Raw genomic sequence first — 21023 nt, 5'->3', positions numbered from 1 at the left:
GGTCATGAGCCACCCTGCCGCCATCGAAGCGCCGGCCCCGCCCAGCGGGGGCATCATCACGTCGTTCGCCCGCCTCGTGGGCGGCGCGACCTTCCTCTACGGGGTGCTGGGGGTGATCCCGGGCATCGTCACCAACTACGACCAGCTGGGGTTCTTTCACTCCGGGGCGACCCTGTTCGGCCTGTTCACGACCTCGATCCTGTCCAGCGCGCTGCTGATGACCTTCGGTCTGATCGTGCTGAGCTTCGCCGCGAACCCCAAGCAAGGCCACAAGTGCGTGGTCTGGCTGGGGCTGGCCTACCTCGTGGCCGGTATCGCCGGGGCCGGGCTGGTCGTGAACTCCCCGAGTCCCGTCCTCGCCGTGAACCCGGCCGTGAACTGGCTGCACATCGTCCTGGGCCTCGGGATCCTCGTGGTCTCCAAGGGCGTCAAGGACAAGTACCAGTCGTCCAAGGGCGTGTTCTGAGAGCACGACCCGGCGGGACGGGGTGACCGGCGTCACGTTCTGACGTGATCGCGCGATGGACGGGGAGAGGGCAGCGCGCCCTCTCCCCGTCGTCGTGGAGGCGCACGTGAACACCACCGGAGCCGTACGGAAACCCACCCGCCGGACAGCCCGACCCGGCCTCGTCGCCGGTCTCGTCACCGGTCTCGTCACCGGCCTCGGACTGCTCGCCCCGATCGACGACGCCCGCGCCGACGTCCCCGACCCCGCCGGCTACCCGGACCTGACCATCACCGCGTCCTGCGTGCAGGGCCGAACCGGAGCGGTGACCCGGTTCGTCACCGACGGTCGTCCGATCCGGGTCTCGTTCTCGCCCGCGACGACGAGCACCCCGCTCCGCACCGACCGCGGGACCCCCGTCGCGGTGAGCACCGACCTTCCCGTGGGCGAGCAGTGGGGAACCCTGCTCGATCCCTCCAACCGCGACCTGGCCACCCGCCCGCTCACGGTCGCGACCTGCGACGGCTGGCCGTCCCTCTCCGCCTACCGGGCCTCGACCGCCTCGGCCCCGGGTTCCCCGCAGGAACTCGCGACCGCGGGTGGGCGGTTCGTGGTGGACCGGACGGGGGTGGGTCACGTGGTCCGCGGCGCGATCCACGACCGGTGGCGCGCGGCCGGGTCGGAACGCTCGTTCCTCGGCCTCCCCCGCACGAGCGAGTTCCAGCTCAGCACCCTCGACGGTTTCTACACCGAGTTCGACGGCGGCGTCGTCTACTGGGGACCGCAGGCCGGGGCCCACGTCCTGCGCGGGGCCCTGCTCGCCGGGTACGCCGACCGCGACTTCGAACGTTCCGGGATGGGCCTCCCCGTCACCGACGAGTTCGGCCCTCTGTGGCGCAACGGGTTCGGCCAGCACTTCGAGCACGCCAGCCTCTACTGGAGCCCGGCGACCGGCGCCCACCGCGTCCACGGAGCCATCCGCAACACCTGGGCCGCCCAGGGGTGGGAGCGCGGTGCGCTCGGTTACCCCGTCGGCGACGAGTTCCTCGTGGACGGCGGACGACAGGCCCGGCAGGACTACCAGGGCGGTTCGCTGGTCTACTCCTTCGCCACCGACCGGGTGAGCCGCCGCTGAGCGGCGCGGGTTCAGCCGGTGGGCACCCGGGGGCCGGGGTCCGCGTCGGGGTGCAGGGGGGTGAGCAGGTCACCGTCGGCGGCGTAGCGGGCCGCGACCTCGGTCAGCGGGAGCTGCCGCAGGGCCTCCCCGTCGGCCAGCTCGTCCCAGGTCCGGGGGGCGGCGGCGCAGGGCCGGGTCCGCCCGCGCGGCGAGTACGGCGCGATCGTCGTCTTGGCGGCGTTGTTCTGGCTCCAGTCCAGCAGGACCTTGCCCCCGCGCAGCACCTTCGTCATCCGGCTGACCACCAGTTCGGGCCGGTCGCGGGCCAACCCTTCGGCCAACCGACGCGCGTACTCGCGCACGACGTCGGCGTCCTGCCGGCCGGAGATGCGGGCGTAGAGCTGGATCCCCTTGCTGCCCGAGGTGACGGGCAGACACTTCAGGCCGTCGTCGGCCAGGCGCTCGCGAACGGCGAGGGCGACCTCGGCGCACTCGGCCAGCCCGGCCCCCTCCCCCGGGTCGAGGTCGACGACGAGGCGGTCCGGGTCGCGCACCCCTCCCCGGGGGCCCACCGACCACTGCGGCACGTGCAGTTCCAGCGCCGCGAGGTTCAGCAACCAGACGAGACCCGCGAGGTCCTCGACCACCGGGTAGGTGACCTGCTCCCGGTTCTTGGTGCTGCCCGGGGCGTCCAGCGTCACCGTGCGGATCCAGTCGGGGGTGCCGCGCGGGACGTTCTTCTCGAAGAACGTCGGGCCGGTCACCCCGTCCACCCAACGCTTCCGGGTCAGGGGCCGGTTCGCGATTTGCGCCAGCAGGGCGGGGGCGACCGCCTGGACGTAACCGATCACCTCGGCCTTGGTCACCGCGGGGGTGTCGGCGGTGGCCGGGTAGAGCACCTTCTCGAGGCGCCGCAGCACGAGTCGACGGCCCTCGACGGCGACGACCTGTCCGGCGTCGGCGGGTTCGGCGGGCATCCTCATTCCTCCCGGAGGTCGGCGAGACCCAGGTCGGCCCGGAGGCCGCGCAGCGTCGGTTGCCGCAGGCGTCCGGCGGTGGTCCGGCCGAGGTGACGGACGTCCACGACCACCCCGGGCTCGCAGAACGTGGCCCCCGCCGCGTCGACCCGGGGGATCCCGGGCAGCGGCGGGGTGGCGACCTCCGAGCCGCGCAGCGCCCGGCGGAGGTCGGCCTCCATGCCGGCGGTCAGTCCGCTGCCCGCGCGTCCCGCGTAGCGCAGCACGCCCGCGGCGTCGGGGACGGCGAGCAGCAGCGCGCCCATCCGGGTCGTGGACCCCTCGACCGGGCGCCACCCGACGACGGCGGCGGACTGGGTGCGGCGGTGGGCGTGCTTGACCCAGTCCGGGCTGCGCCGTCCCGGTTGGTAGCGGGAGCCCCGGCGCTTGGCCACGACCCCCTCCAGGCCTTGCTCCTCGGTCGCGGCGAGCAGCACCTCGGCGTCGGGGTAGACCGGCGAGACGAGCCAGGCGTCCCCGGAGGGGGTCAGCCGGTCCAGGGCGTCGCGGCGCTCCTGCCAGGGTCGGTCGACGAGGTCGACGCCGTAGAGGCGCAGGACGTCGAAGGCCATCAGCGTCACCGGGAGGGCGCGGGCGGCGAGGGCCGCCGAGCGGGCGTCCCGGATGTGCATCCGCTCCCCCAGCGCCTCGAAGCTCGGGACCCCCTCGGCCAGGGCGACGATCTCGCCGTCGAGCAGGACGTCGGCATGGACCTCGCCGAGCCGGGCGAACTCCGGGAACGTGCCGGTGACGTCACGACCGGTCCGCGACAGGAGCGTGACGGCCCCGGCCCGGACGTCGGCCAGCACCCGCATCCCGTCCCACTTGACCTCGTAGGCCCACCGGTCCCCGTCCCGCGGGATGCCGCCCGTCGGTGCGGCGGTGGCGAGCATGGGCAGCACGGGACCACTCTGCTGCCCCGCCCGGGCGGGGGCCAGCCGTTCCGGGTCACGACCTTCCGTCCACCGCAGCTGTAGCTTAGGCTTTCCTCACCATGACCATCCTCGACGCCGCCCCGGTCGCGGCCACCGACCCCGACTGGCGGCTGTTCGCCGCGACGGTGCTCGCGCGACGGGTCCTGTCCCCCGACCTCGTGCGGATCACCTTCACCGACCCCGACCTGGGTCGGTTCGGGGCCGGCGGTGCCGACCAGCGCTTCAAGATCCTGCTGCCGCGGCCAGGGCTGGACGTCGACGAGATCGTCGCCGCGGGGGGAGGGGACTGGCACCCGTGGTGGCGCCACCTGCCCGACGCCCTCCGTCCGGTCATGCGCACGTACACCGTGCGGGCCTTCCGACCGGCCACCGCCGGGCGCGACGCCGAGCTCGACGTCGACTTCGTGCTGCACGGCATCGGCGAGGGCGCCGGCGCGACGGGTGACTGCGGTCCGGCGGCCGCCTGGGCAGCGGCGGCGGTCCCCGGCGACCGGCTCGTGCTGGTCGGTCCGGGCAACCCGGGGACGGGACGGCCCTGGGGGGTGGAGTTCGCCCCCCCGGCGGGGATGCGGCGGCTGCTGCTGGCCGCCGACGAGACGGCGCTGCCGGCGGTGGCCGCGATCCTGACCGCCCGGGCGTGGGGCGCCGGGGTGGCCGTGACGGTCGTGCTCGAGGTGCCCGACCGGGCCGACGCGGCCGCCCTCGACGCGCCGACGGGGTCCGAGGACGAGCTGATCGTCTTGGCGCGCAACGCGTCCGGACCGCCCCTGGCCCACGGTGAGCTCCTGCTCGACGCCGTGCGCGGCCTGGCCGCGTCCTGGTGCCCGGCCGACGCCGCCGAAAGGTCCGGGACGGGCACGACGCAGGGGGGCGGCGAGACCGACGGTGGATCCGCGGTCGAGGACATGGTCTGGGACGTCCCGGACGTCGCGACGCCCACCGGCACGGAAGGGGTCTACGCCTGGCTGGCCGGGGAGGCGGGCGTGGTGCGCTCCCTGCGGCGGCTCCTCGTCACCGACCTGGGGGTCCCCCGCGACGCGGTCGCGTTCATGGGGTACTGGCGCATCGGCGCACGGGAGGGCTGACCCGGACCCGCCGAGATCCGCCCGGCCCCGGGATCGGCGCCAAGAACCTCTCGAACGACCCGAAACGTCCGCCCGACCTGGAGAAACTCCGTGCTGAACCCGTTCCGCCGCACCGCCCCTGCCCCGACCCCGGCCGTCCGCCGGCAACGCCGGGCCGAGGTCCGCCGCACCGAGCGGTTGACGCCGCACATGGTCCGGGTCGTCCTCGGTGGGGACGACCTGGCGGACTTCGCGGTGGAGCACGCCGACTCCTACGTGAAACTCCTGTTCCCGCAGCCCGGGGTCGCCTACCCCGACGACTTCGACGTCGCCGCCATCCGCAAGGACCGGCCGCGGGAGGAGTGGCCCGCGCAGCGGACCTACACGGTGCGCGCGGTGGACGCGGGGCGCGGGGAGGTCACGATCGACTTCGTGCACCACGGGGACGAGGGGCTGGCCGGTCCCTGGGCCGCGGGCGCCGCGCCCGGTGACGTCGTGCACCTGCTGGGGCCGGGCGGTGCGTACACGCCCGCCACCGACGCGCCCTGGCACCTGCTGGTGGGCGACGCGAGCGCGCTGCCCGCGATCGGTGCCGCCGCCGAGCAGGTCCCCGAGGGGGCCCGCGTACTGGCCGTGGTCGAGGTGGCCGGCCCCGAGGAGCAGCAGCAGCTGGCCTCCCACGGTGAGCTCACCGTGCACTGGGTCCACCGCGAGCCGGGGTCGGACCCCGACGCCCTCCTCGCCCGGCTGCGCGAGCTGGACCTCCCCGCCGGGATCCCCCACGTGTTCGTGCACGGGGAGGCCGACGCCGTCCGCGCGGTGCGTCGCTGGGTCCGCACCGACCTCGGGGTCCCGCGGGAGTCGTTGTCCGCTAGCGGGTACTGGCGGCGCGGGCGCAGCGAGGAGGGGTGGCGGGGCGAGAAGTCGGCCTGGAACGCCGCGGTGGAGCAGGACGAGGCCGCCCGCCCCGCCTGACGGGCCCGCCGGGCTGCGAGGACGGGTGGGTGGGCTCCGGGCTTGACCGCATCCGCCATCTTCCTCACTATCTTCGCATGAGCGAAGATAGTCGGCGCTGCACCCTGGGCGTGGACAGCCAGTACGTGGACCTCGCCGCCGAGGTCTTCACCCTGCTGTCGGACCCGACCCGGATCCGCATCGTGCTGGCCCTGCGCGACGGCGAGCTCTCGGTGAACCACCTGGCCGAACTCGTGCGCAAGAGCCCGACCGCCGTCTCCCAGCACCTCGGGAAGCTGCGCTGGGGCCGGATGGTGAGCACCCGCCAGGAGGGCAACCGGGTGTTCTACCGGCTGACCGACGAGCACGCCCGCAACCTCGTGGTCGAGGCGGTGCGTCAGGCCGAGCACGCCCTCGACGAGCACTCCGCGCACCACCGCGCCGGCGTCGAGGACGCGGGCGCGTGAGCGGCACGCTGACCCCGGTCGCCCCCGCCGCCCGGACGGGCCGTGACCTGCCCCGGCCCCCGTCGGTGCTCCGGACCGGTGCCCGCCTGCCCGAGGTCCGCTGGGCGGGCCTCGCCCTGGCGCTGTTCCTGCTCGGCGGCGCGCTGCAGCTCGGCGGCGCCCCGACCTGGGCGAGCTGGGGCTGCTACCTCGCCTGCTACCTCGCCGGTGGTTGGGAACCAGCCTGGAGCGGCCTGCAGGCGTTGCGGGAGAGGGTCTTCGACGTCGACCTGCTGATGGTGCTCGCGGCGGTCGCGGCCGCGGCGATCGGGCAGGTCCTCGACGGGGCCCTGCTCGTCGTCATCTTCGCGACCTCGGGGGCCATCGAGGCGGTCATCACCCAGCGCACGGCCGACTCGGTGACCTCGCTGCTCGGCCTCGCCCCCGAACGCGCCACCCGGGTCGACGCGTCGGGCGCCGAGACCGAGCTGGACGTGGCCGACCTCGCCGTCGGGGACCTCGTCCTCGTCCGGCCCGGGGAACGCATCGGCGCCGACGGCACGGTCGTCGAGGGGGTCTCCGAGGTCGACCAGCAGGCGGTCACCGGTGAGTCGGTCCCGGTCCCCCGCGCCCCCGGCGACGAGGTCCTCTCGGGGACCGTGAACGGCACCGGATCGCTGCGGGTCCGGGTCGGGCGGGCGGCCGGGGACTCCGTCATCGCCCGCGTGGTCGCCCTGGTCGAGCAGGCCTCGGCGACGAAGGCACGCACCCAGGTGTTCGTGGAACGGATCGAGCAGCGCTACTCCCTCGGCGTCGTGGTCGCGACGTTGCTCGTGCTGCTGGTCCCGTTGACGCTGCTCGGTGCGACCTTCGACGCGGCGCTGCTGCGGGCCATCACGTTCATGATCGTCGCCTCGCCCTGCGCGGTGGTGCTCGCGACGATGCCCCCGCTGCTGTCCGCGATGGCGAACGCCGGTCGGCACGGGGTCCTGGTGAAGTCGGCCACGGTCATGGAGGCCGTGGGCCGCAGCACCGTCTTCGCCTTCGACAAGACCGGCACCCTGACCGAGGGCGCCCCCGAGGTCACCGCGGTCGTCCCCACCGTCGGCGGGGGCCGCGGCCTCACGCCGGAGCAGGTGCTGCGCGCCGCGGCCGCGGTCGAGCAGGACAGCGAGCACCCGTTGGGCCGGGCGGTGGTCGCGGCCGCGCGCGAGCGGGGGTTGCCGCTCGCCGTGGTCGAGCAGTTCCGGGCCGTCCCCGGGATCGGGGTCGCGGGGAGGGTCGGGGGCCACGAGGTGCGGGTCGAACGGGCCCCCGTCGGGGTGGACCCGGACGCGCCCGCCGGGACCACGGTCGTGGTCCGCCTGGACGGGGTGGACGTCGGCACCATCACCCTCGTGGACCGCGTCCGTCCCGGGGCGGCCGGAGCCGTGGGCGAGCTGGCCCGGCTCAGCGAGCACCCCGTCCTCCTGCTGACCGGGGACGGTGAGACGGCCGCCGGTCCGGTCGCCGCGCGCACGGGGATCGGCGAGGTCCGCACCCGACTGCTCCCCGAGGACAAGGCCGCCGTCGTCGCGGCCCGGCAGGAGCAGGGGGAACGCGTCCTGCTCGTGGGGGACGGGGTCAACGACGCCCCGGCCCTGGCCACCGCCGCGGTGGGGGTGGCCATGGGCCGGCACGGCTCGGACCTCGCCCTCGACACCGCCGACGTCGTCGTGGTCCGTGACGAGCTGGAGGCGATCCCCCGGTTGGTGCTCCTCTCCCGCCGGGCCCGGCGGATCGTCGTGGCCAACCTGGCGACAGCGGCCACGTTCATCGTGACGCTGGTCGCCTGGGACCTCCTCGGGCACCTACCGCTGCCCCTGGCCGTCGCCGGGCACGAAGGTTCCACCGTCGTGGTCGCCCTGAACGGGTTGCGGCTGCTGCGGGCGCGCGCCTGGACGGGGTGAGCGCTAGGGCCGGCGGTCCGGGTCGACGACGCCCCCGGTGGAGACGGGGGTCGACGGCGGTCTCTCCTCGTCGCGGGGCGGCCGGGGCGACAACCGCCCGCCGCAGTTCGGGCAGCGCCCCGCGAGGACCGATGCGGCGCAGTCGGCGCACCAGGTGCACTCGAACGAGCAGATCCACGCGTCCTGCGCCGTGGGAGGTAGGTCCCGGTCGCAGCGCTCGCACGTCGGTCGCATCTGCAGCATGGCGCCTGGTCCTTCACGGTCGGAGGGGAGCAGCCGAGGCTGACGGACCCAGGGTCGCGCCCGGTGCTCCCCCGGCACGAGGGGCGGAACGGCCGTCGTCCGTCGGGAAACCGCCAGCTGCCCCCTCGAGGAACCGCACCCGCGGTGAGACGGGGTCACGGCGTTCCGAGGGACGGGTGGGCGCCATGCGAGACTGTTCCCCCTGACGGGACGGGGAGGAACGGCGTGAGCGACGGCGTGCAGAGCGTCGACCGGGCCCTGACCCTGCTGCAGATCCTCAGCCGGCACGGCAGTCTCGGGGTGACGGAGATCGCGCGGGCGGCCGGGGTCCACAAGTCGACCGCGTTCCGGTTGTTGAGCACCCTGGAGGCTCGGGGTTTCGTCGCCCAGCGCGACGACCGTGGCCAGTACCGGCTCGGGCCGGCCGCCGCGGAACTCTCGGTCGGGGCGACCGTCTCGCACGACCTCTCGGCCGGGCACGGGATCTGCGTCGACCTCGCGGCCACCGTCGGGGAGACCGTCGCCCTGGTCGTCTCCGACGGTCGCGAGACGACGACCGTGGACGAGGTGGTCGGGGAGGCGAAACTCTCGAGCTTCGACAGCATCGGCAGCCGCGCCCCGCTGCACGCCACGGCGGCCGGGAAGGTCTTCCTGGCCGCCCTGAGCCCCGAGGATCTCAGGGCGACCCTCAGCACCCCCCTCGTCGCCTACACCCCCCGGACGATCTGCGACCCGGCCGTCCTGGGCGAGCAGCTGGTCGAGGTGCGGGACCGCGGGTACGCGGTCGTGCAGGAGGAGTTCGAGGTGGGTCTGGTCGCCCTGGCCGCACCCGTCCACGGCACCGACGGGCAGCTCGCGGCGGCGATGACCGTCGCGGGTCCCGCCTACCGGGTGGGTCCGCACCGGTTCGAGGAACTGGCCCAGCACCTGCTGACCGCCGCCGACGCCCTCTCCTGGCGGCTCGGGCACGTCAAGCGGGGATGAGCGCCAGGAGCTCGTCGCAGACCGCCAGCAGCGTGCGGCGCAACGGTTCGGCCCGGGCGGCGAACGCCCGCTGCGCGGCCGCGTAGGTCGTCTTCCCCTCGGGTGTCTCGATCCGCACCGGTTCGAGGCCGTAGGACGACACGTCGTAGGGCGAGGCGCGCATGTCCAGCACGCGCACGTCACGAGCCAGTTCGTAGCAGTCGAGCAGGGTCTCCCCGGCGACGGCCGGCGACAGTTTCATGGCCCAGCGGTAGCAGTCCATGGTCGCGTGCAGGCAGCCCGGCTGCTCCAGCCGTGGGGCCTGCTCGCGGGTGGGGTGGACCTCGTTGCGGGGTTCCGCCTCCGGGGTGAAGAACCGGAACGCGTCGAAGTGGCTGCACCGGATCCGGTGCCCCTCGACCACGGCGTCCGTCCCCGCCGACCCGAGCCGCAGGGGGAGGCGGGAGTGCCGGATCTCCTCGGGCCGGCTGCGGTAGACCATGGCCCACTCGTGCAGCCCGAAGCAGCCGAGCTGCGCCGGACGGGCCAGCGTCCCGGCCAGCACGTCGCGGGTCTGCCGCAGGGTCGCGGACCGTCGCGCCGCGAAGGCCGTGCCGTCGACGACCACCCCGCCACCCGTGCTGCGGTAGCCGGCCCACCCGACCCGTTCCTCGGCGCCGCGCAGCTCCACCCCGAGACCCGGGTGCCACCGACGCAACCGGCCCGGGGCCCACGCGTAGTAGGTGTGCAGGAAGTCCTCGACCGCGTGGGTCTCACCCCGTTCCCGCCGCTCCCGGACGGCGGCGGTCAACGCGTCGGCGCGGGCCGCGTGCGCCTCGGCCCGCCGCTGCCAGTCGGCCGACGCCAGCACCTCGACCCCGGCGGCGCCGGACCCGACCGATGAATCCCTCGCCCCCGGCCGGTCACGGTCGTACGTTGGAGTCGTCGTCGACGAGAGGGAGCGGCCATGCGGGCGATCTGGAAGGGCGCGGTGTCCTTCGGGCTGGTCAACGTGCCCGTGCGGCTCTACTCCGCGACCGGTGAGCACGACATCCGCTTCCATCAGGTCCACCGTAGCGACGGCGGGCGCATCCGGATGAAACGCACCTGCACGGTCTGCGGCGAGGAGATCTCCTACGACCAGATCGCCAAGGGCTACGAGAGTCCCGACGGCAAGCTCGTCGTGCTCACCGACGAGGACCTCGACGGCCTGCCGGTCGCCAGCGGGCACGAGATCGACGTGCTGCAGTTCGTCCCGGCCGACCAGGTGGACCCGGTCATGCTGGCCAAGCCCTACTACCTGGAGCCTGAGTCGCGGGCCGCCAAGCCCTACGCGCTGCTGCGGGAAGCCCTGCTGGAGACCGAGCGGGTCGCGGTGGTGAAGGTGGCCCTGCGGCAGCGAGAGTCCCTCGCGGTGCTGCGGGTGCGCGACAAGGCCATCGTGCTGCAGACCATGCTCTGGCCCGACGAGATCCGGGCCGCCGACTTCGGCGTGCTCGACGACGATGTGGAACTGCGCCCGCAGGAGCTGCAGATGGCGGCCTCGCTCGTGGAGTCGCTGGCCGCGGACTTCGCCCCCGAGCAGTTCGACGACGAGTACGCCGTGGCGGTGCGCGACCTGGTCGAGGCCCGGTTGGCCGATGCCGACGCCGCCCCCGCCGAGGCGACCGAGGACGTCGCGGCCGGCGGCGGTGGGGGTGGTGAGGTCCTGGACCTGCTCACTGCGCTGCAACGCAGCGTGGACCGGGCCCGGGGCACCGCCTCCTCGTCCACCGCTGCCGCAAACACCCCGACGGAGGGTCCCGCCGACGACGGGTCCGGGGAGGGCACCGACGACGAGGGTTCCGCCTCTGCGGCCCGGACCGCGAAGAAGACGGCGGCGCGGAAGTCGACCGCCGCCCCGCGGAAGACGGCGGCGAAGAAGACCACCGCGAAGAAGGCCACCGGCACGACCGCGGCGAAGAAGACCGCCGGTGGGGCGACGAAGTCGGGCACCAAGGCGGCGGGCGACACCGAGGAGAAGGGCACCCGGTCGACCACCCGGCGGGCGGCCAAGAAGTCCGCCTGAGCGGACGGACCCGACGCCCCAGGGTCAGGTGATCTTGACCCCGGAACCGCGCATCTTCTTCTTGCTGCGCAGCATCGATTCCTTGAAGGCGCGCAGCACCTTCACCCCACGGCGCCGGAACCCGAGGATGTCCTGGGCCGCCTCGAGGACGGCTGGATCGGCGGCCTTGACCCCGAGGCGCGCATAGGCGAGGGCCAGCGCCGCGTCGACCGCCGCGGGCGGCGTCTGGTCGATGTTCGGGTGGGCGGTCCCGAGGGCGTCGCGGAACTCGGCGACCACCCGCTCCGCGTCCGCCGTGGAACCAAGACCGGGCGGCAGCTCGGGGGACGCCGCAACGGCCGGACCAGAACCCGGTTCCTGCGCGCGTTCCTGCTCGGCGCGCTCCTGCTCAGCCCGTTCCCGGTCGGCGCGTTCCCGGTCGGCGCGTTCCCGTTCGGCGCGTTCCCGCTCGGCGCGTTCCCGTTCGGCGCGTTCCTGCTCAGCCCGCTCCCGTTCGGCGCGTTCCCGATCCGCGCGTTCCCGATCCGCGCGTTCCCGATCCGCGCGTTCCCGATCCGCGCGCTCCCGCTCAGCCCGTTCCTGCTCAGCGCGCTCCCGCTCGACCCGTTCCCGTTCCTGTTCGGCGCGTTCCTGTTCGGCGCGTTCCTGTTCGGCGCGTTCCTGTTCGGCGCGTTCCTGTTCGGCGCGTTCCTGTTCGGCGCGTTCCTGTTCGGCGCGTTCCTGTTCGGCGCGTTCCTGTTCGGCGCGTTCCTGCTCGGCGCGTTCCTGTTCGGCGCGTTCCTGTTCGGCGCGTTCCTGTTCGGCGCGTTCCTGTTCGGCGCGTTCCTGCTCGGCCCGCTCACGTTCGGCGCGTTCCCGGTCGGACCGCTCACGTTCCGCGCGTTCTTGCTCTGCGCGCTCCCGTTCGGCCCGTTCCTGCTCGGCCCGCTCCCGTTCGACGCGTTCCTGCTCAGCGCGTTCCTGCTCGGCGCGTTCCTGCTCAGCGCGTTCCCGCTCGACCCGCTCGCGTTCAGCGCGCTCCTGCTCCGCCCGTTCCTGCTCCGCCCGTTCCTGCTCGGCCCGCTCCTGTTCGGCGCGTTCCTGTTCGGCGCGTTCCTGCTCGGCCCGTTCCTGCTCGGCCCGCTCCTGCTCGACGCGTTCCTGCTCAGCCCGCTCCCGTTCGACGCGTTCCTGCTCGGCGTGTTCCTGCTCGGCGTGTTCCTGCTCGACCCGTTCCTGCTCGACCCGCTCGCGTTCAGCGCGTTCCTGCTCAGCCCGCTCCTGCTCAGCCCGCTCTTGCTCAGCCCGTCGCCCGGCGTTGACGTCGTCCACGACCGCGGCGGGGCTGAGGTACCACCGGAGGGCGGAGATCTCGAGGCGGGCGAGGTCAGCGGCGGCGAGGGCGGCGGTGCGGGCCCGGGCGTCGGCGGGCGCGAACCAGACGTCGAGGTCGACCACGACGTCCCGACCACCCTCCCCCGGGACGAGGAGGCCCACGTCGGGACGGCCGGTCTGCGTACCCACCAGCACGGGGATTCCTGCCGCCCGCAGCTGCGCAGCCAGGGCGTCGCGGAGCGGGGCCGCCCCCGCGCGGTCCAGGACGGGTGGGGCGGCGCGAAGAATCGGGGCCGACCCCGCCGCCGCCCAGACCGATCCGTCGGTGACCGCCGAGCCGTCGCCCAGCAGCACGACGACCGCCTCGGTGGCCGGCAGGTCGGTGGCCGGACGGGCGTGGGCGTCGAGGACGACCACCGTGGTCCCGGGGGGCGGGCTCGCGGACGGGTCGAGCTCGGTGACGACCGACGACGGCGCGGGGAGGTCGACCGTCTGCCGCCGCGCCGTGCCCGGCCCGGTCCCGACGCTCGCGTGGTCGTCCAGCAACGCCCGGAGCCAGACCCCCCGCACGAAGCTGGCCGGGTCCTCCCCCGACCACACTCCCCGCAGCGCGGCGAGAGCCTGGTCCTCGCCGACCTCCTCGCCACCCCGGGTGACCGCGGTGTCGAGCTCCTGCTCGCGCAGCACGGTGTCAGGGGCCTGCGGGTCGGCGGCCTCCAGGGCGACCCGGACCGCTGCTGTGGCCTGCGCGAGCTCGCGCCGGCCGAACCATTCCTGCGGGACGCTGCTCGCGCGCTCCGCCCAGTCCCGCTGCACCGCGGCGATCACGTCGACGTCCGCGGAACCGAAGGTGCCGTCGTGGCGCAGCACCCCGAGCCGTTTGGCCTCCCGCCGGCGGTCGCGTTCGGCCGCGCTGAGGACCGATCCGAGCCGTCCGTCCAGCACCTGCCGGGTGCGCGTCATGTCCGAGCCGAAGGCCAGCGGGATGTAGGTGCGGCTCAGGGTCTCGACCCGCTCCAGCAGGGCGACCGCGTTCTCGGCGTCGCCCAGCGTGCGCAGCGGACGCCAGCCGAGTTCGGAGGTCAGCCGGTCGGCCACGGCGCGCAGGGTCGCCACCGCGTCCGCCGTCGGTGACGCCTCCGGACGTCGCTCGGCCCCCAGCGCCCGCGCCAGACCGGGCAGGTCCTCGACGGTCCACGCGGCTGCCGCGGGCAGGTGCGGCACCTCCGTGCCGGCCGCACGACGGGCGAGCAGCTCCGCGGCCGCGACCGCGGCGACGGGCGCTCCAGGTCGGAGCGGGTCCTCGGATCCCGGCCCCCGGTCGGCCGTCGTCCACGTCAGGCGGCGCAGGGTCGCGGCCCGCCCGCGACGGGACACGACCACGGCCTCACCGCCGCGGCGGCGGGCGGCCGCCACCACCGCGGCGAGCACGAGCTCGCCGTCCGGCCCCACGTCCAGCCGCGTCACGGGCCCGATCAGCGCGGACTCGACGGCCGCGGCCTGCTCGGCGGACAGGACGGCGGCGGTGTCAGGGGTCGGCTCCTCGGTACTCATCGCGGCAAAGGTACCGACCCCGGAGGCCGTGGCCCGTGCGTCTCACCCCGACGTGACGGAGGCCCCACCCCGTACGGGGTGGGGCCTCCGGGCAGCGGAGCCGGTCGGCTCAGACGAGGTCGTGCTCGGCCGGGACGGCACCGGAGTGACTGGCCGGGGGGCGCTCGGTGGTCGTCGAGACCATCGGCAGCCCGTCGGCGGTGTGCCGGGCCCCGACGACCCGGATGACCCGGTCGGAGCGCAGGTCCTTCACCAGGGCGACGCAGAGCAGGACCATGACCACGAGGAACGGCGTGGCCGCGATGATCGTGATGCTCTGCAGCGCTCCGAGACCACCGGCCAGCAGCAGGACGATGGCGACCGCTCCGGTCAGACCACCCCAGAGGCAGGTGAGCCAGCGGCGGGGTTCGTCGTCGCCGAAGGACGACAGCGAGGCCATGACGAGGCTGGCCGCGTCGGCACCGGAGATGAAGAAGATCGCCACGAGGAAGGCGACGAGCGCCGAGGTGGCTGCCGCCCACGGGTAGGCGTCGAGCAGCGCGTACATCTGCGACTCGGCCCCGTCGATGGCGGTGAAGTCGATGACGCCCCGCAGCTGCAGGTTGATGGCGGAGCCACCGAACACCGAGAACCAGAGGACGCTGACGGCGGTGGGGATGAGCATGACGCCGACGACGAACTCACGGATGGTGCGGCCGCGGGAGATCTTGGCGAGGAAGGCGCCGACGAAGGGCGTCCACGAGATCCACCACGCCCAGTAGAAGATCGTCCAGCCGGACAGCCAGTCGCCGCCGCCGTAGACGCCGGTGCGCACCGACATGTCGGGCAGGGCGGCCAGGTAGTGGCCCGCGGCGTTCGGGATGAGGTCGAGGATGAAGACGGTCGGGCCGACCACGAACAGGAAGAACAGCAGCGCGGCGGCCAGCACCATGTTGATGTTGGAGAGGAGCTGGACCCCGCGGCCGATGCCGCTGACCGCGGAGAGGATGAAGCAGAGGGTCAGGACCGCGATGATCGCGACCTGGACCGAGGTGCCGCTGCCGGTGCCGAAGACGCGGGTGAGGCCACCGTTGATCTGGGCGGCGCCGAGACCGAGCGAGACGGCCGACCCGAAGATGGTCGCGAAGATCGCGAGGATGTCGATGATGCGGGCGGAACCCACGGCGCGGGGGCCCTTCAGCAGCGGCGCGAAGGCGGCGGAGAAGCCCCCGGTGCGCCCGCGGCGGTAGGAGGAGTAGGCCAGGGCCAGACCCACGACGGCGTAGATGGCCCACGGGTGCAGACCCCAGTGGAAGAGCGCGTAGTCCATGGCCATCGCCGAGGCGGCCTCGGAGCCCGGCTCGACGCCCGCCTCGGGCGGGGTCATGAGGTGGGTGACGGGCTCGGACACCCCGTAGAACATGAGGCCGATCCCCATGCCGGCGGAGAACATCATCGCGATCCAGGAGGCCCGCGAGTACTCCGGCTTCTCGTCGTCACGACCCAACCGGATCTTGCCGGTGCGGCCGAAGGCGAGGACGAGGGCGAGGACGACGAAGGCGGTCGCCCCGAGGACGAAGGCCCAGCCGAGGTTGGTCGTGATCCAGGTGAGGACGGACCCGGCCTGGGTCGCCAGCTGCTCCGGCATCGCCAGCCCGATCCCGAGGACCACCGCGACGACGAGCAGGGACACGATCAGGACGGGCTTGTCGACCGGGGGGTGCTTGCGACCGAGAGAACTCTCGGTCGGGGTTTCCGGGACGCTCATAGAGGGGGTCCTCTCGGAAGTGAAGGGGAGTTCGGCGACGGCCGACGGAACGACGATAGACCCGCGGGGTACCCCGTGTCAGCCAGTTCACACAGAAGAAACCGTTTCGAGATCCGAACTTCTCGGGTTTCTGTGGTACCGGTCCCGGAGCGTGACCACGGAACCCCTCCCCGACCGACGAACCACCCGGAACGCCGAGAACCCCCGCCCGGTCCGGGTGGGGGTTCTCGTTCCGACGGGATGGGATCAGACGCGGTCCTCGACCAGCATGTCGGCGAGTTTCTCGCCGATGGTCATGCAGGTGATGTTCGGGTTCACCGCACCCAGGTACGGCATGACCGACGCGTCGGCGACCCGCAACCCGGAGACCCCCTTGACCCGCAACCGGGCGTCGACGACGGCGAGCGGGTCGTCGTCCGCCCCCATCTTCGCGGTGCCCGCCGGGTGGTAGACGGTGTTGTGGGTCTTCTTGACGTAGTCGGCCAACTCGTCGTCGGTCTGCACGTCCTTGCCGGGGGCGAGTTCCCGGCCGGCCCAGGGGGCCATGGGTTCCTGCTCGACGATGCGCCGCGCCAGGCGGATGCCCTCGGTCATGACCCGGAGGTCGTTGCCCTCGGGGTCGGTGAAGTAGCGCGGGTCGACGCGTGGACGGTCACGGAAGTCGCGGGAACGGAGTTTGACGGTTCCCCGCGACCGTCCCTGCGTGACGTTCGGGGTCAAGCAGAACCCGTTGTCGGTGGTGGGGTAGCCCCAGCGGACGGTGTTCATGTCGAAGGGGACGGAACCGTAGTGCATCATCAGGTCAGGGATGTCCAGACCCGGGACCGTCGTGTGGAACACGCCGATCTCCCACCACTGGGTGGAGGCGGTCACCATGGGCTGCAACGCTTCCCAGAACACGAGGCCCTCGACGTGGTCGTCCAGGTTCTCCCCCACCCCCGCGGACTCGACCACCACGTCGAGACCGAACTCCCGCAACTGCTCCGGCTGCCCGATCCCCGACAGCAGCAGGAGTTTCGGGGTGTCGATGGAACCCGCCGAGAGGACGACCTCGCGTCGGGCCCGCACGACCCCGTGGTGGATGAGGTCGGGCGCCATGAACTGGACCCCGGTGGCGCGGGGGGCGCCGTCGGAACCCTGCTCGAGGACGACCTTCTCCACCCAGTACCCGGTGCGGACCTCCAGGTTCGGTCGCTTCCCGAGGATCGGGTGGAGGTAGGCGTGCGACGAGGACATCCGGGTCCCGTCGTCCCCCGCGTTGATCTGGAACCATCCCGCCCCGTTCAGGACGGTGGGCCCCTCGTTGAACTGGACGGTGGGCAGGCCCACCTTCTCGGCGGCCTGCAGCAGCGCGACCCCGCAGGGGTCCACCGGCGGGATGGTGCGCAACCGCACCGGCCCGGACCGGCCGTGGTGCTCGCCCGGTCCGGCGTTGTTCTCCAGACGTTTCACCAGCGGCAGGACGTCCTTGGCGCCCCACCCGGTGCACCCGAGGGCCTCCCACCCGTCCAGGCACTCGGCCGGCGGGTGGAACGCGATGCAGGAGTTGTGCGAGGAACAACCCCCGAGAACCTTGGCCCGGGCGTGCCGGAGGAAGGAGTTCCCGTTCTCCTGCGGTTCCACCGGGTAGTCCCAGTCGTAACCGGAGTCGAGCAGGTGCATCCAGTCGGCGAGTTTCAAGATGTTGTCGTCGCCGACGTCGCTCGGCCCGGCCTCGAGCAGGCAGACCGTCACCGACGGATCCTCGGACAGGCGGGCGGCGAGGACGCACCCGGCCGTCCCGCCCCCGGCGATGACGTAGTCGAACTCCTCGGTCGCGGTGCCCTGCGTCTCGGTCGTCATGTCGTCCCCTCGCCTCAGCCCTTGAACCAGCCCGGCGCGGCCGGGGTGGTGTTCTGCCAGATGTGCTTGGTCTCCAGGTACTCGTGCAGGCCGGCCGGGCCGAGCTCCCGCCCGTTGCCGGACATGCGCTGACCGCCCCACTCCGCCTGCGGCACGTAGGGGCCGAAGTCGTTGATCCAGACGGTGCCGTGCCGCAGCGCGTTCGCGACCCGCTCCCCGCGCTCGACGTCGCGCGTCTGGACGCCGCCGGCCAGCCCGTAGGAGGTGTCGTTGCCGAGGAGCACGGCCTCCTCCTCGGTCCGGAACCGCTCGACGGTGAGGATCGGCCCGAACGTCTCGGCCTGGACGATGTCCATCGTGCGGTCGCAGTGGTCGAAGACCGTGGGCTCGTAGAAGTACCCGCGCTGCAGGTCCGCCCCCTCGGGTCGGCGACCGCCGGTGAGCAGCTCGGCGCCCTCGGCGAGACCGCGGGCGACCCACCCTTCGACCTTGTCCCGGTGCTGCTCCGAGACCAGCGGACCGGACTCCGACGCCGGGTCGAGGCCGTTGCCCAGCCGGACCCGTCGGGCCTTCTCGACCACGGCGGCGACCAGCTCGTCGGCGACGGACTCCTCCACGATGAGCCGGGTCCCGGCGGAGCAGACCTGACCGGCGTGCAGGAACACACCCGTCGCGACCACGTCGGCCGCCACGTCCAGGTCGACGTCGGCGAACACGATGTTGGGGTTCTTGCCGCCCAGTTCGACGCAGGCGCGTTTCACCGTCTCGGCGGTCGAGCGGATGATGGCCCGCCCGGTCGACAGACCCCCGGTGAAGGACACCAGGTCGACCGCGGGGTGCTCGGTCAGGGTGGCCCCGACCGCGGAGCCGGGCCCCAGCACCAGGTTGACCACCCCGTGGGGCAGGCCGACCTCTTCGAGGAGTTTCACCAGGTGGACGGTGGAGAGCGGGGTGACCTCGCTGGGTTTGAGCACCATGGTGTTGCCCGCCGCCAGCGCGGGGGCGACCTTCCAGGCGATCTGCAGCAGCGGGTAGTTCCACGGGGCGATCAGGGAGCAGACCCCGACGGGGTGGTGGACCACCCGGCTGCGGACGTTGGCCTGTCCCACGTCGACCGTGCGGTCCACGGGCACCAGGGCCTGCTGCGCGTAGTAGCGGAAGACGGCGGTGACGTCGTCGACGTCGATGCGGCTCTCCACCAGCGTCTTGCCGGTGTCGAGGGTCTCGACGTGGGCGATCTCCTCCTTGTCGCGCTGGAGCAGGTCGGCCACCCGGTCGAGGACCGCGGCCCGTTCGGCCACCGGCGTCGCGGGCCAGGTGCCCTGGTCGAAGGCCCAGCGCGCGGCCAGCACGGCAGCCTCGGCGTCGGCGGCGGTCGCCTCGTCGACGTGCCGGAACACGGTGGCGTCGAAGGGGTTGATCACCCCGCGGGTCCCGCCGTCGGCGGCGGACCGCCAGGAACCGTCGATGAACAGGTCAGGCATGGGGGGTTGCTCCCGTCGAGTGGCTAGCGAGGACACCGGACCGGTGCCGGAGTCGCAGCCGGTAGTAGAGCAGCCCGCCGCCCACGCTGATGGCGATGAAGAGGAGGGCGCCGTACTGCAGGTACCAGTGGAAGGGTTCGGTCGGGTTGTAGACCTCCGCCCGCGGCCAGAGGAGGTTCGCCATCATCGCCACGCCCCAGAGCACGGCGAGGATGTTGACCGGCAGTCCCCAGCGGCCGAGCGTGAACGGCGCCTTCGACCCGTCGGCCATCGGCACGGGCCACCGCCCCCGCAGCCGGGCCACCAGCAGCGGGACGGTCACCAGCAGGTAGGCCAGGTAGATCATCCCGACCGCCAGGCTGGTCAGGACCAGGAAGATCTGCGGCTGGCCCACGTTGACCACGAGGATCACCACCGCGAGGACCCCGACGACGATCGCGGGCAGGACCGGGGTCTTGAACTTCGGGCTGATGCGCGACAGCGCCTCCCCGGCGGGGAGGTTGTTGTCCCGGGCCATCGCGAACATCATCCGGATGGTGGCGGTGTGCACCGCGAGCGAGCAGACCAGGACGGCCACGACCACGCAGGCCAGGAAGGGCAGGCCGAACCCGCTGCCGACGGTCGTGAGGACCAGGTGCTGCAACCCGCCCGCCGAGGAACCGAGCAACGGGTCGCTCAGGTCCGGGACGGCCATGAGGCCGAGCAGGATGATGAGACCACCCAGGACGAAGGAGGCGACGACGGCCCGGATCACGGCGCGGGGCGCGGTGCGCCGCGGATCCTTGGTCTCCTCCCCCAGCGAGCTCGCGGTGTCGAACCCGTACATGACGTACCCGGAGGCGAGGGCCGCGACCAGGAAGGCTCCGAAGTAGCCACCCGGGTGGTCCGTGCCGACCCCGTTGTTGCTGAGGACGACGTCGGGGCCGCGGGTCACGTTGACCGCCAGGAGCACGATGATGACGACGGCCGCGATCAGCTCGATGAAGACCCCGGTCGAGTTGATCCGGGACATGAGCTTCACCCCGAACGCGTTCACCAGCGTGGTGAAGACCACGACGACGGTGCCCAGGATCACGGCGTTCAGCGCGTAGTCCGTCGCGTCGTCGGCGGTGCCGATGAACTGGAAACCCGACCAGATCTGGGGCAGCGTCAGCTGGAAGGCCAGCACCACCGCGGACAGGGTCACGATCGAGGCGACGAGCATCGTCCAGCCCGCGGCCCAGGCGACCGTCGGCGAGGCGAGGCGCTTGGTCCAGTTGTAGAGCGAACCGGCCACCGCGTACCGGCTCGACAGCTCGGCGAAGCAGAGCGCGACCATGAGCTGGCCGACGAAGACGGCCGGCCAGCTCCACAGGTAGCTGGGCCCCGCCGTCCCGTAGCCGAAGTAGAAGAGCTGGAACGTGCCGGTCAGGATCGAGATGTAGCTGACCCCGGCGGCGAAGCTGGCGAAGGACCCGATGCTGCGTTCGAGACCCTGCTTGTAGCCGAACTCTTCGAGTCCGTGGGATTCACCGGAGGAGGTACCCGTCGTCTGCTGGCTCATCGTGGCCTTCCGGGGATGCGGCTGTGATCGGCGGGGCGGGGAGGGTCAGACCGCCCGGCCGGGGGACGGACCGGCGGGCGGGCCGACCGGACCGGTCGGTCGCACCACCGGGGCGCCGGACGCCACCGTCCAAGGGCGACAAGGGGGTCGGTGGGACCGCTCGAGCACGATCACGGCCAACTCCTGCCTCTGAGGAACACGGTGACGCCGGCCGGACGGAGGGAGCAGGGGCTCCCTGATCACCGTGCCGTGGCGAGACTGTACGCCCGATTGATCGTCGAGGTATAGACCATTGGTATATCAATCTTCGCCGGCTGTTCACGTCAGACCTAACGGGAC

17 protein-coding genes are annotated in these 21023 nt (G+C 73.1%); 8 read left to right on the top strand and 9 right to left on the bottom strand.

What is annotated here, in order from left to right; all coding sequences use genetic code 11:
- Positions 1-4: 4 nt before the first annotated feature.
- Positions 5-466, top strand: a complete 462-nt coding sequence (locus tag ACFFKU_RS03375; RefSeq protein WP_380135633.1) for a DUF4383 domain-containing protein — start codon at positions 5-7, stop codon at positions 464-466.
- Between the two features lie 106 nt (positions 467-572).
- Positions 573-1580, top strand: coding sequence for an LGFP repeat-containing protein (locus tag ACFFKU_RS03370; protein ID WP_380135631.1), 1008 nt, complete (start codon positions 573-575; stop codon positions 1578-1580).
- An 11-nt stretch (positions 1581-1591) separates the two neighbouring features.
- Here ACFFKU_RS03370 and ligD (ACFFKU_RS03365) read toward each other — a convergent pair whose 3' ends face one another.
- Positions 1592-2539, bottom strand: coding sequence for a non-homologous end-joining DNA ligase (gene ligD / locus ACFFKU_RS03365; protein WP_380135629.1), 948 nt, complete (start codon positions 2537-2539; stop codon positions 1592-1594).
- Between the two features lie 2 nt (positions 2540-2541).
- Positions 2542-3471 (bottom strand): non-homologous end-joining DNA ligase, encoded by a 930-nt coding sequence (ligD, locus tag ACFFKU_RS03360; RefSeq protein ID WP_380136108.1) that lies wholly within the window; start codon positions 3469-3471, stop codon positions 2542-2544.
- 101 nt (positions 3472-3572) lie between these two features.
- Between ligD (ACFFKU_RS03360) and ACFFKU_RS03355 the strand changes: the two genes are divergently transcribed.
- The 4 genes from ACFFKU_RS03355 to ACFFKU_RS03340 all read left to right on the top strand — a co-directional run bounded on the left by ACFFKU_RS03355 (position 3573) and on the right by ACFFKU_RS03340 (position 7926).
- On the top strand, positions 3573-4598 hold the full coding sequence (locus ACFFKU_RS03355; protein WP_380135627.1) for a siderophore-interacting protein: 1026 nt from the start codon (positions 3573-3575) through the stop codon (positions 4596-4598).
- 93 nt (positions 4599-4691) lie between these two features.
- Positions 4692-5552: a siderophore-interacting protein gene (locus ACFFKU_RS03350; protein ID WP_380136107.1), complete on the top strand. Its 861-nt coding sequence runs from the start codon at positions 4692-4694 to the stop codon at positions 5550-5552.
- 77 nt (positions 5553-5629) lie between these two features.
- Positions 5630-5998, top strand: coding sequence for an ArsR/SmtB family transcription factor (locus ACFFKU_RS03345; RefSeq protein WP_380135624.1), 369 nt, complete (start codon positions 5630-5632; stop codon positions 5996-5998).
- A complete protein-coding gene (locus ACFFKU_RS03340; protein WP_380135622.1) occupies positions 5995-7926 on the top strand; it encodes a heavy metal translocating P-type ATPase in 1932 nt (643 codons plus the stop codon). The genes ACFFKU_RS03345 and ACFFKU_RS03340 overlap by 4 nt, the downstream gene beginning before the upstream one ends.
- Positions 7927-7929: 3 nt before the next feature.
- Here ACFFKU_RS03340 and ACFFKU_RS03335 read toward each other — a convergent pair whose 3' ends face one another.
- Positions 7930-8160, bottom strand: coding sequence for a DUF1272 domain-containing protein (locus ACFFKU_RS03335; protein ID WP_380136106.1), 231 nt, complete (start codon positions 8158-8160; stop codon positions 7930-7932).
- Between the two features lie 234 nt (positions 8161-8394).
- On the opposite strand from ACFFKU_RS03335, the gene ACFFKU_RS03330 reads away from it, so the two are divergent.
- Positions 8395-9153, top strand: coding sequence for an IclR family transcriptional regulator (locus ACFFKU_RS03330; RefSeq protein ID WP_380135620.1), 759 nt, complete (start codon positions 8395-8397; stop codon positions 9151-9153).
- Here the strand turns inward: ACFFKU_RS03330 and ACFFKU_RS03325 are convergent.
- On the bottom strand, positions 9140-10003 hold the full coding sequence (locus ACFFKU_RS03325; RefSeq protein ID WP_380135618.1) for a 3-methyladenine DNA glycosylase: 864 nt from the start codon (positions 10001-10003) through the stop codon (positions 9140-9142). The genes ACFFKU_RS03330 and ACFFKU_RS03325 overlap by 14 nt on opposite strands.
- Before the next feature lie 96 nt (positions 10004-10099).
- On the opposite strand from ACFFKU_RS03325, the gene ku reads away from it, so the two are divergent.
- Positions 10100-11200, top strand: coding sequence for a non-homologous end joining protein Ku (gene ku, locus ACFFKU_RS03320; RefSeq protein WP_380135616.1), 1101 nt, complete (start codon positions 10100-10102; stop codon positions 11198-11200).
- Positions 11201-11224: 24 nt separating this feature from the next.
- On the opposite strand, the gene ACFFKU_RS03315 is transcribed toward ku, so the two are convergent.
- From ACFFKU_RS03315 to ACFFKU_RS03295, 5 genes are all read right to left on the bottom strand, one after another.
- Positions 11225-14068, bottom strand: a complete 2844-nt coding sequence (locus ACFFKU_RS03315; RefSeq protein ID WP_380135615.1) for a hypothetical protein — start codon at positions 14066-14068, stop codon at positions 11225-11227.
- A gap of 109 nt (positions 14069-14177) precedes the next feature.
- On the bottom strand, positions 14178-15815 hold the full coding sequence (locus ACFFKU_RS03310; RefSeq protein WP_380135614.1) for a BCCT family transporter: 1638 nt from the start codon (positions 15813-15815) through the stop codon (positions 14178-14180).
- Between the two features lie 246 nt (positions 15816-16061).
- Positions 16062-17657 carry a GMC family oxidoreductase gene (locus tag ACFFKU_RS03305; protein WP_380135612.1) on the bottom strand — a complete coding sequence of 532 codons (1596 nt, stop codon included), beginning with the start codon at positions 17655-17657 and terminating at the stop codon, positions 16062-16064.
- A gap of 14 nt (positions 17658-17671) precedes the next feature.
- The gene (locus ACFFKU_RS03300) at positions 17672-19141 is read right to left on the bottom strand and encodes an aldehyde dehydrogenase family protein (RefSeq protein ID WP_380135610.1); all 1470 of its coding nucleotides are present in this window, start codon (positions 19139-19141) and stop codon (positions 17672-17674) included.
- Positions 19134-20684, bottom strand: coding sequence for an APC family permease (locus ACFFKU_RS03295; protein WP_380135607.1), 1551 nt, complete (start codon positions 20682-20684; stop codon positions 19134-19136). Before ACFFKU_RS03295 ends, ACFFKU_RS03300 begins: the two co-directional genes overlap by 8 nt.
- Positions 20685-21023 lie beyond the last annotated feature (339 nt).

This window comes from Kineococcus gynurae (assembly GCF_042433995.1).
Lineage (GTDB): Bacteria > Actinomycetota > Actinomycetes > Actinomycetales > Kineococcaceae > Kineococcus > Kineococcus gynurae.
Note: the sequence above shows the minus strand (reverse complement) of the source record. Positions and strands in the feature narration are given on the sequence as shown.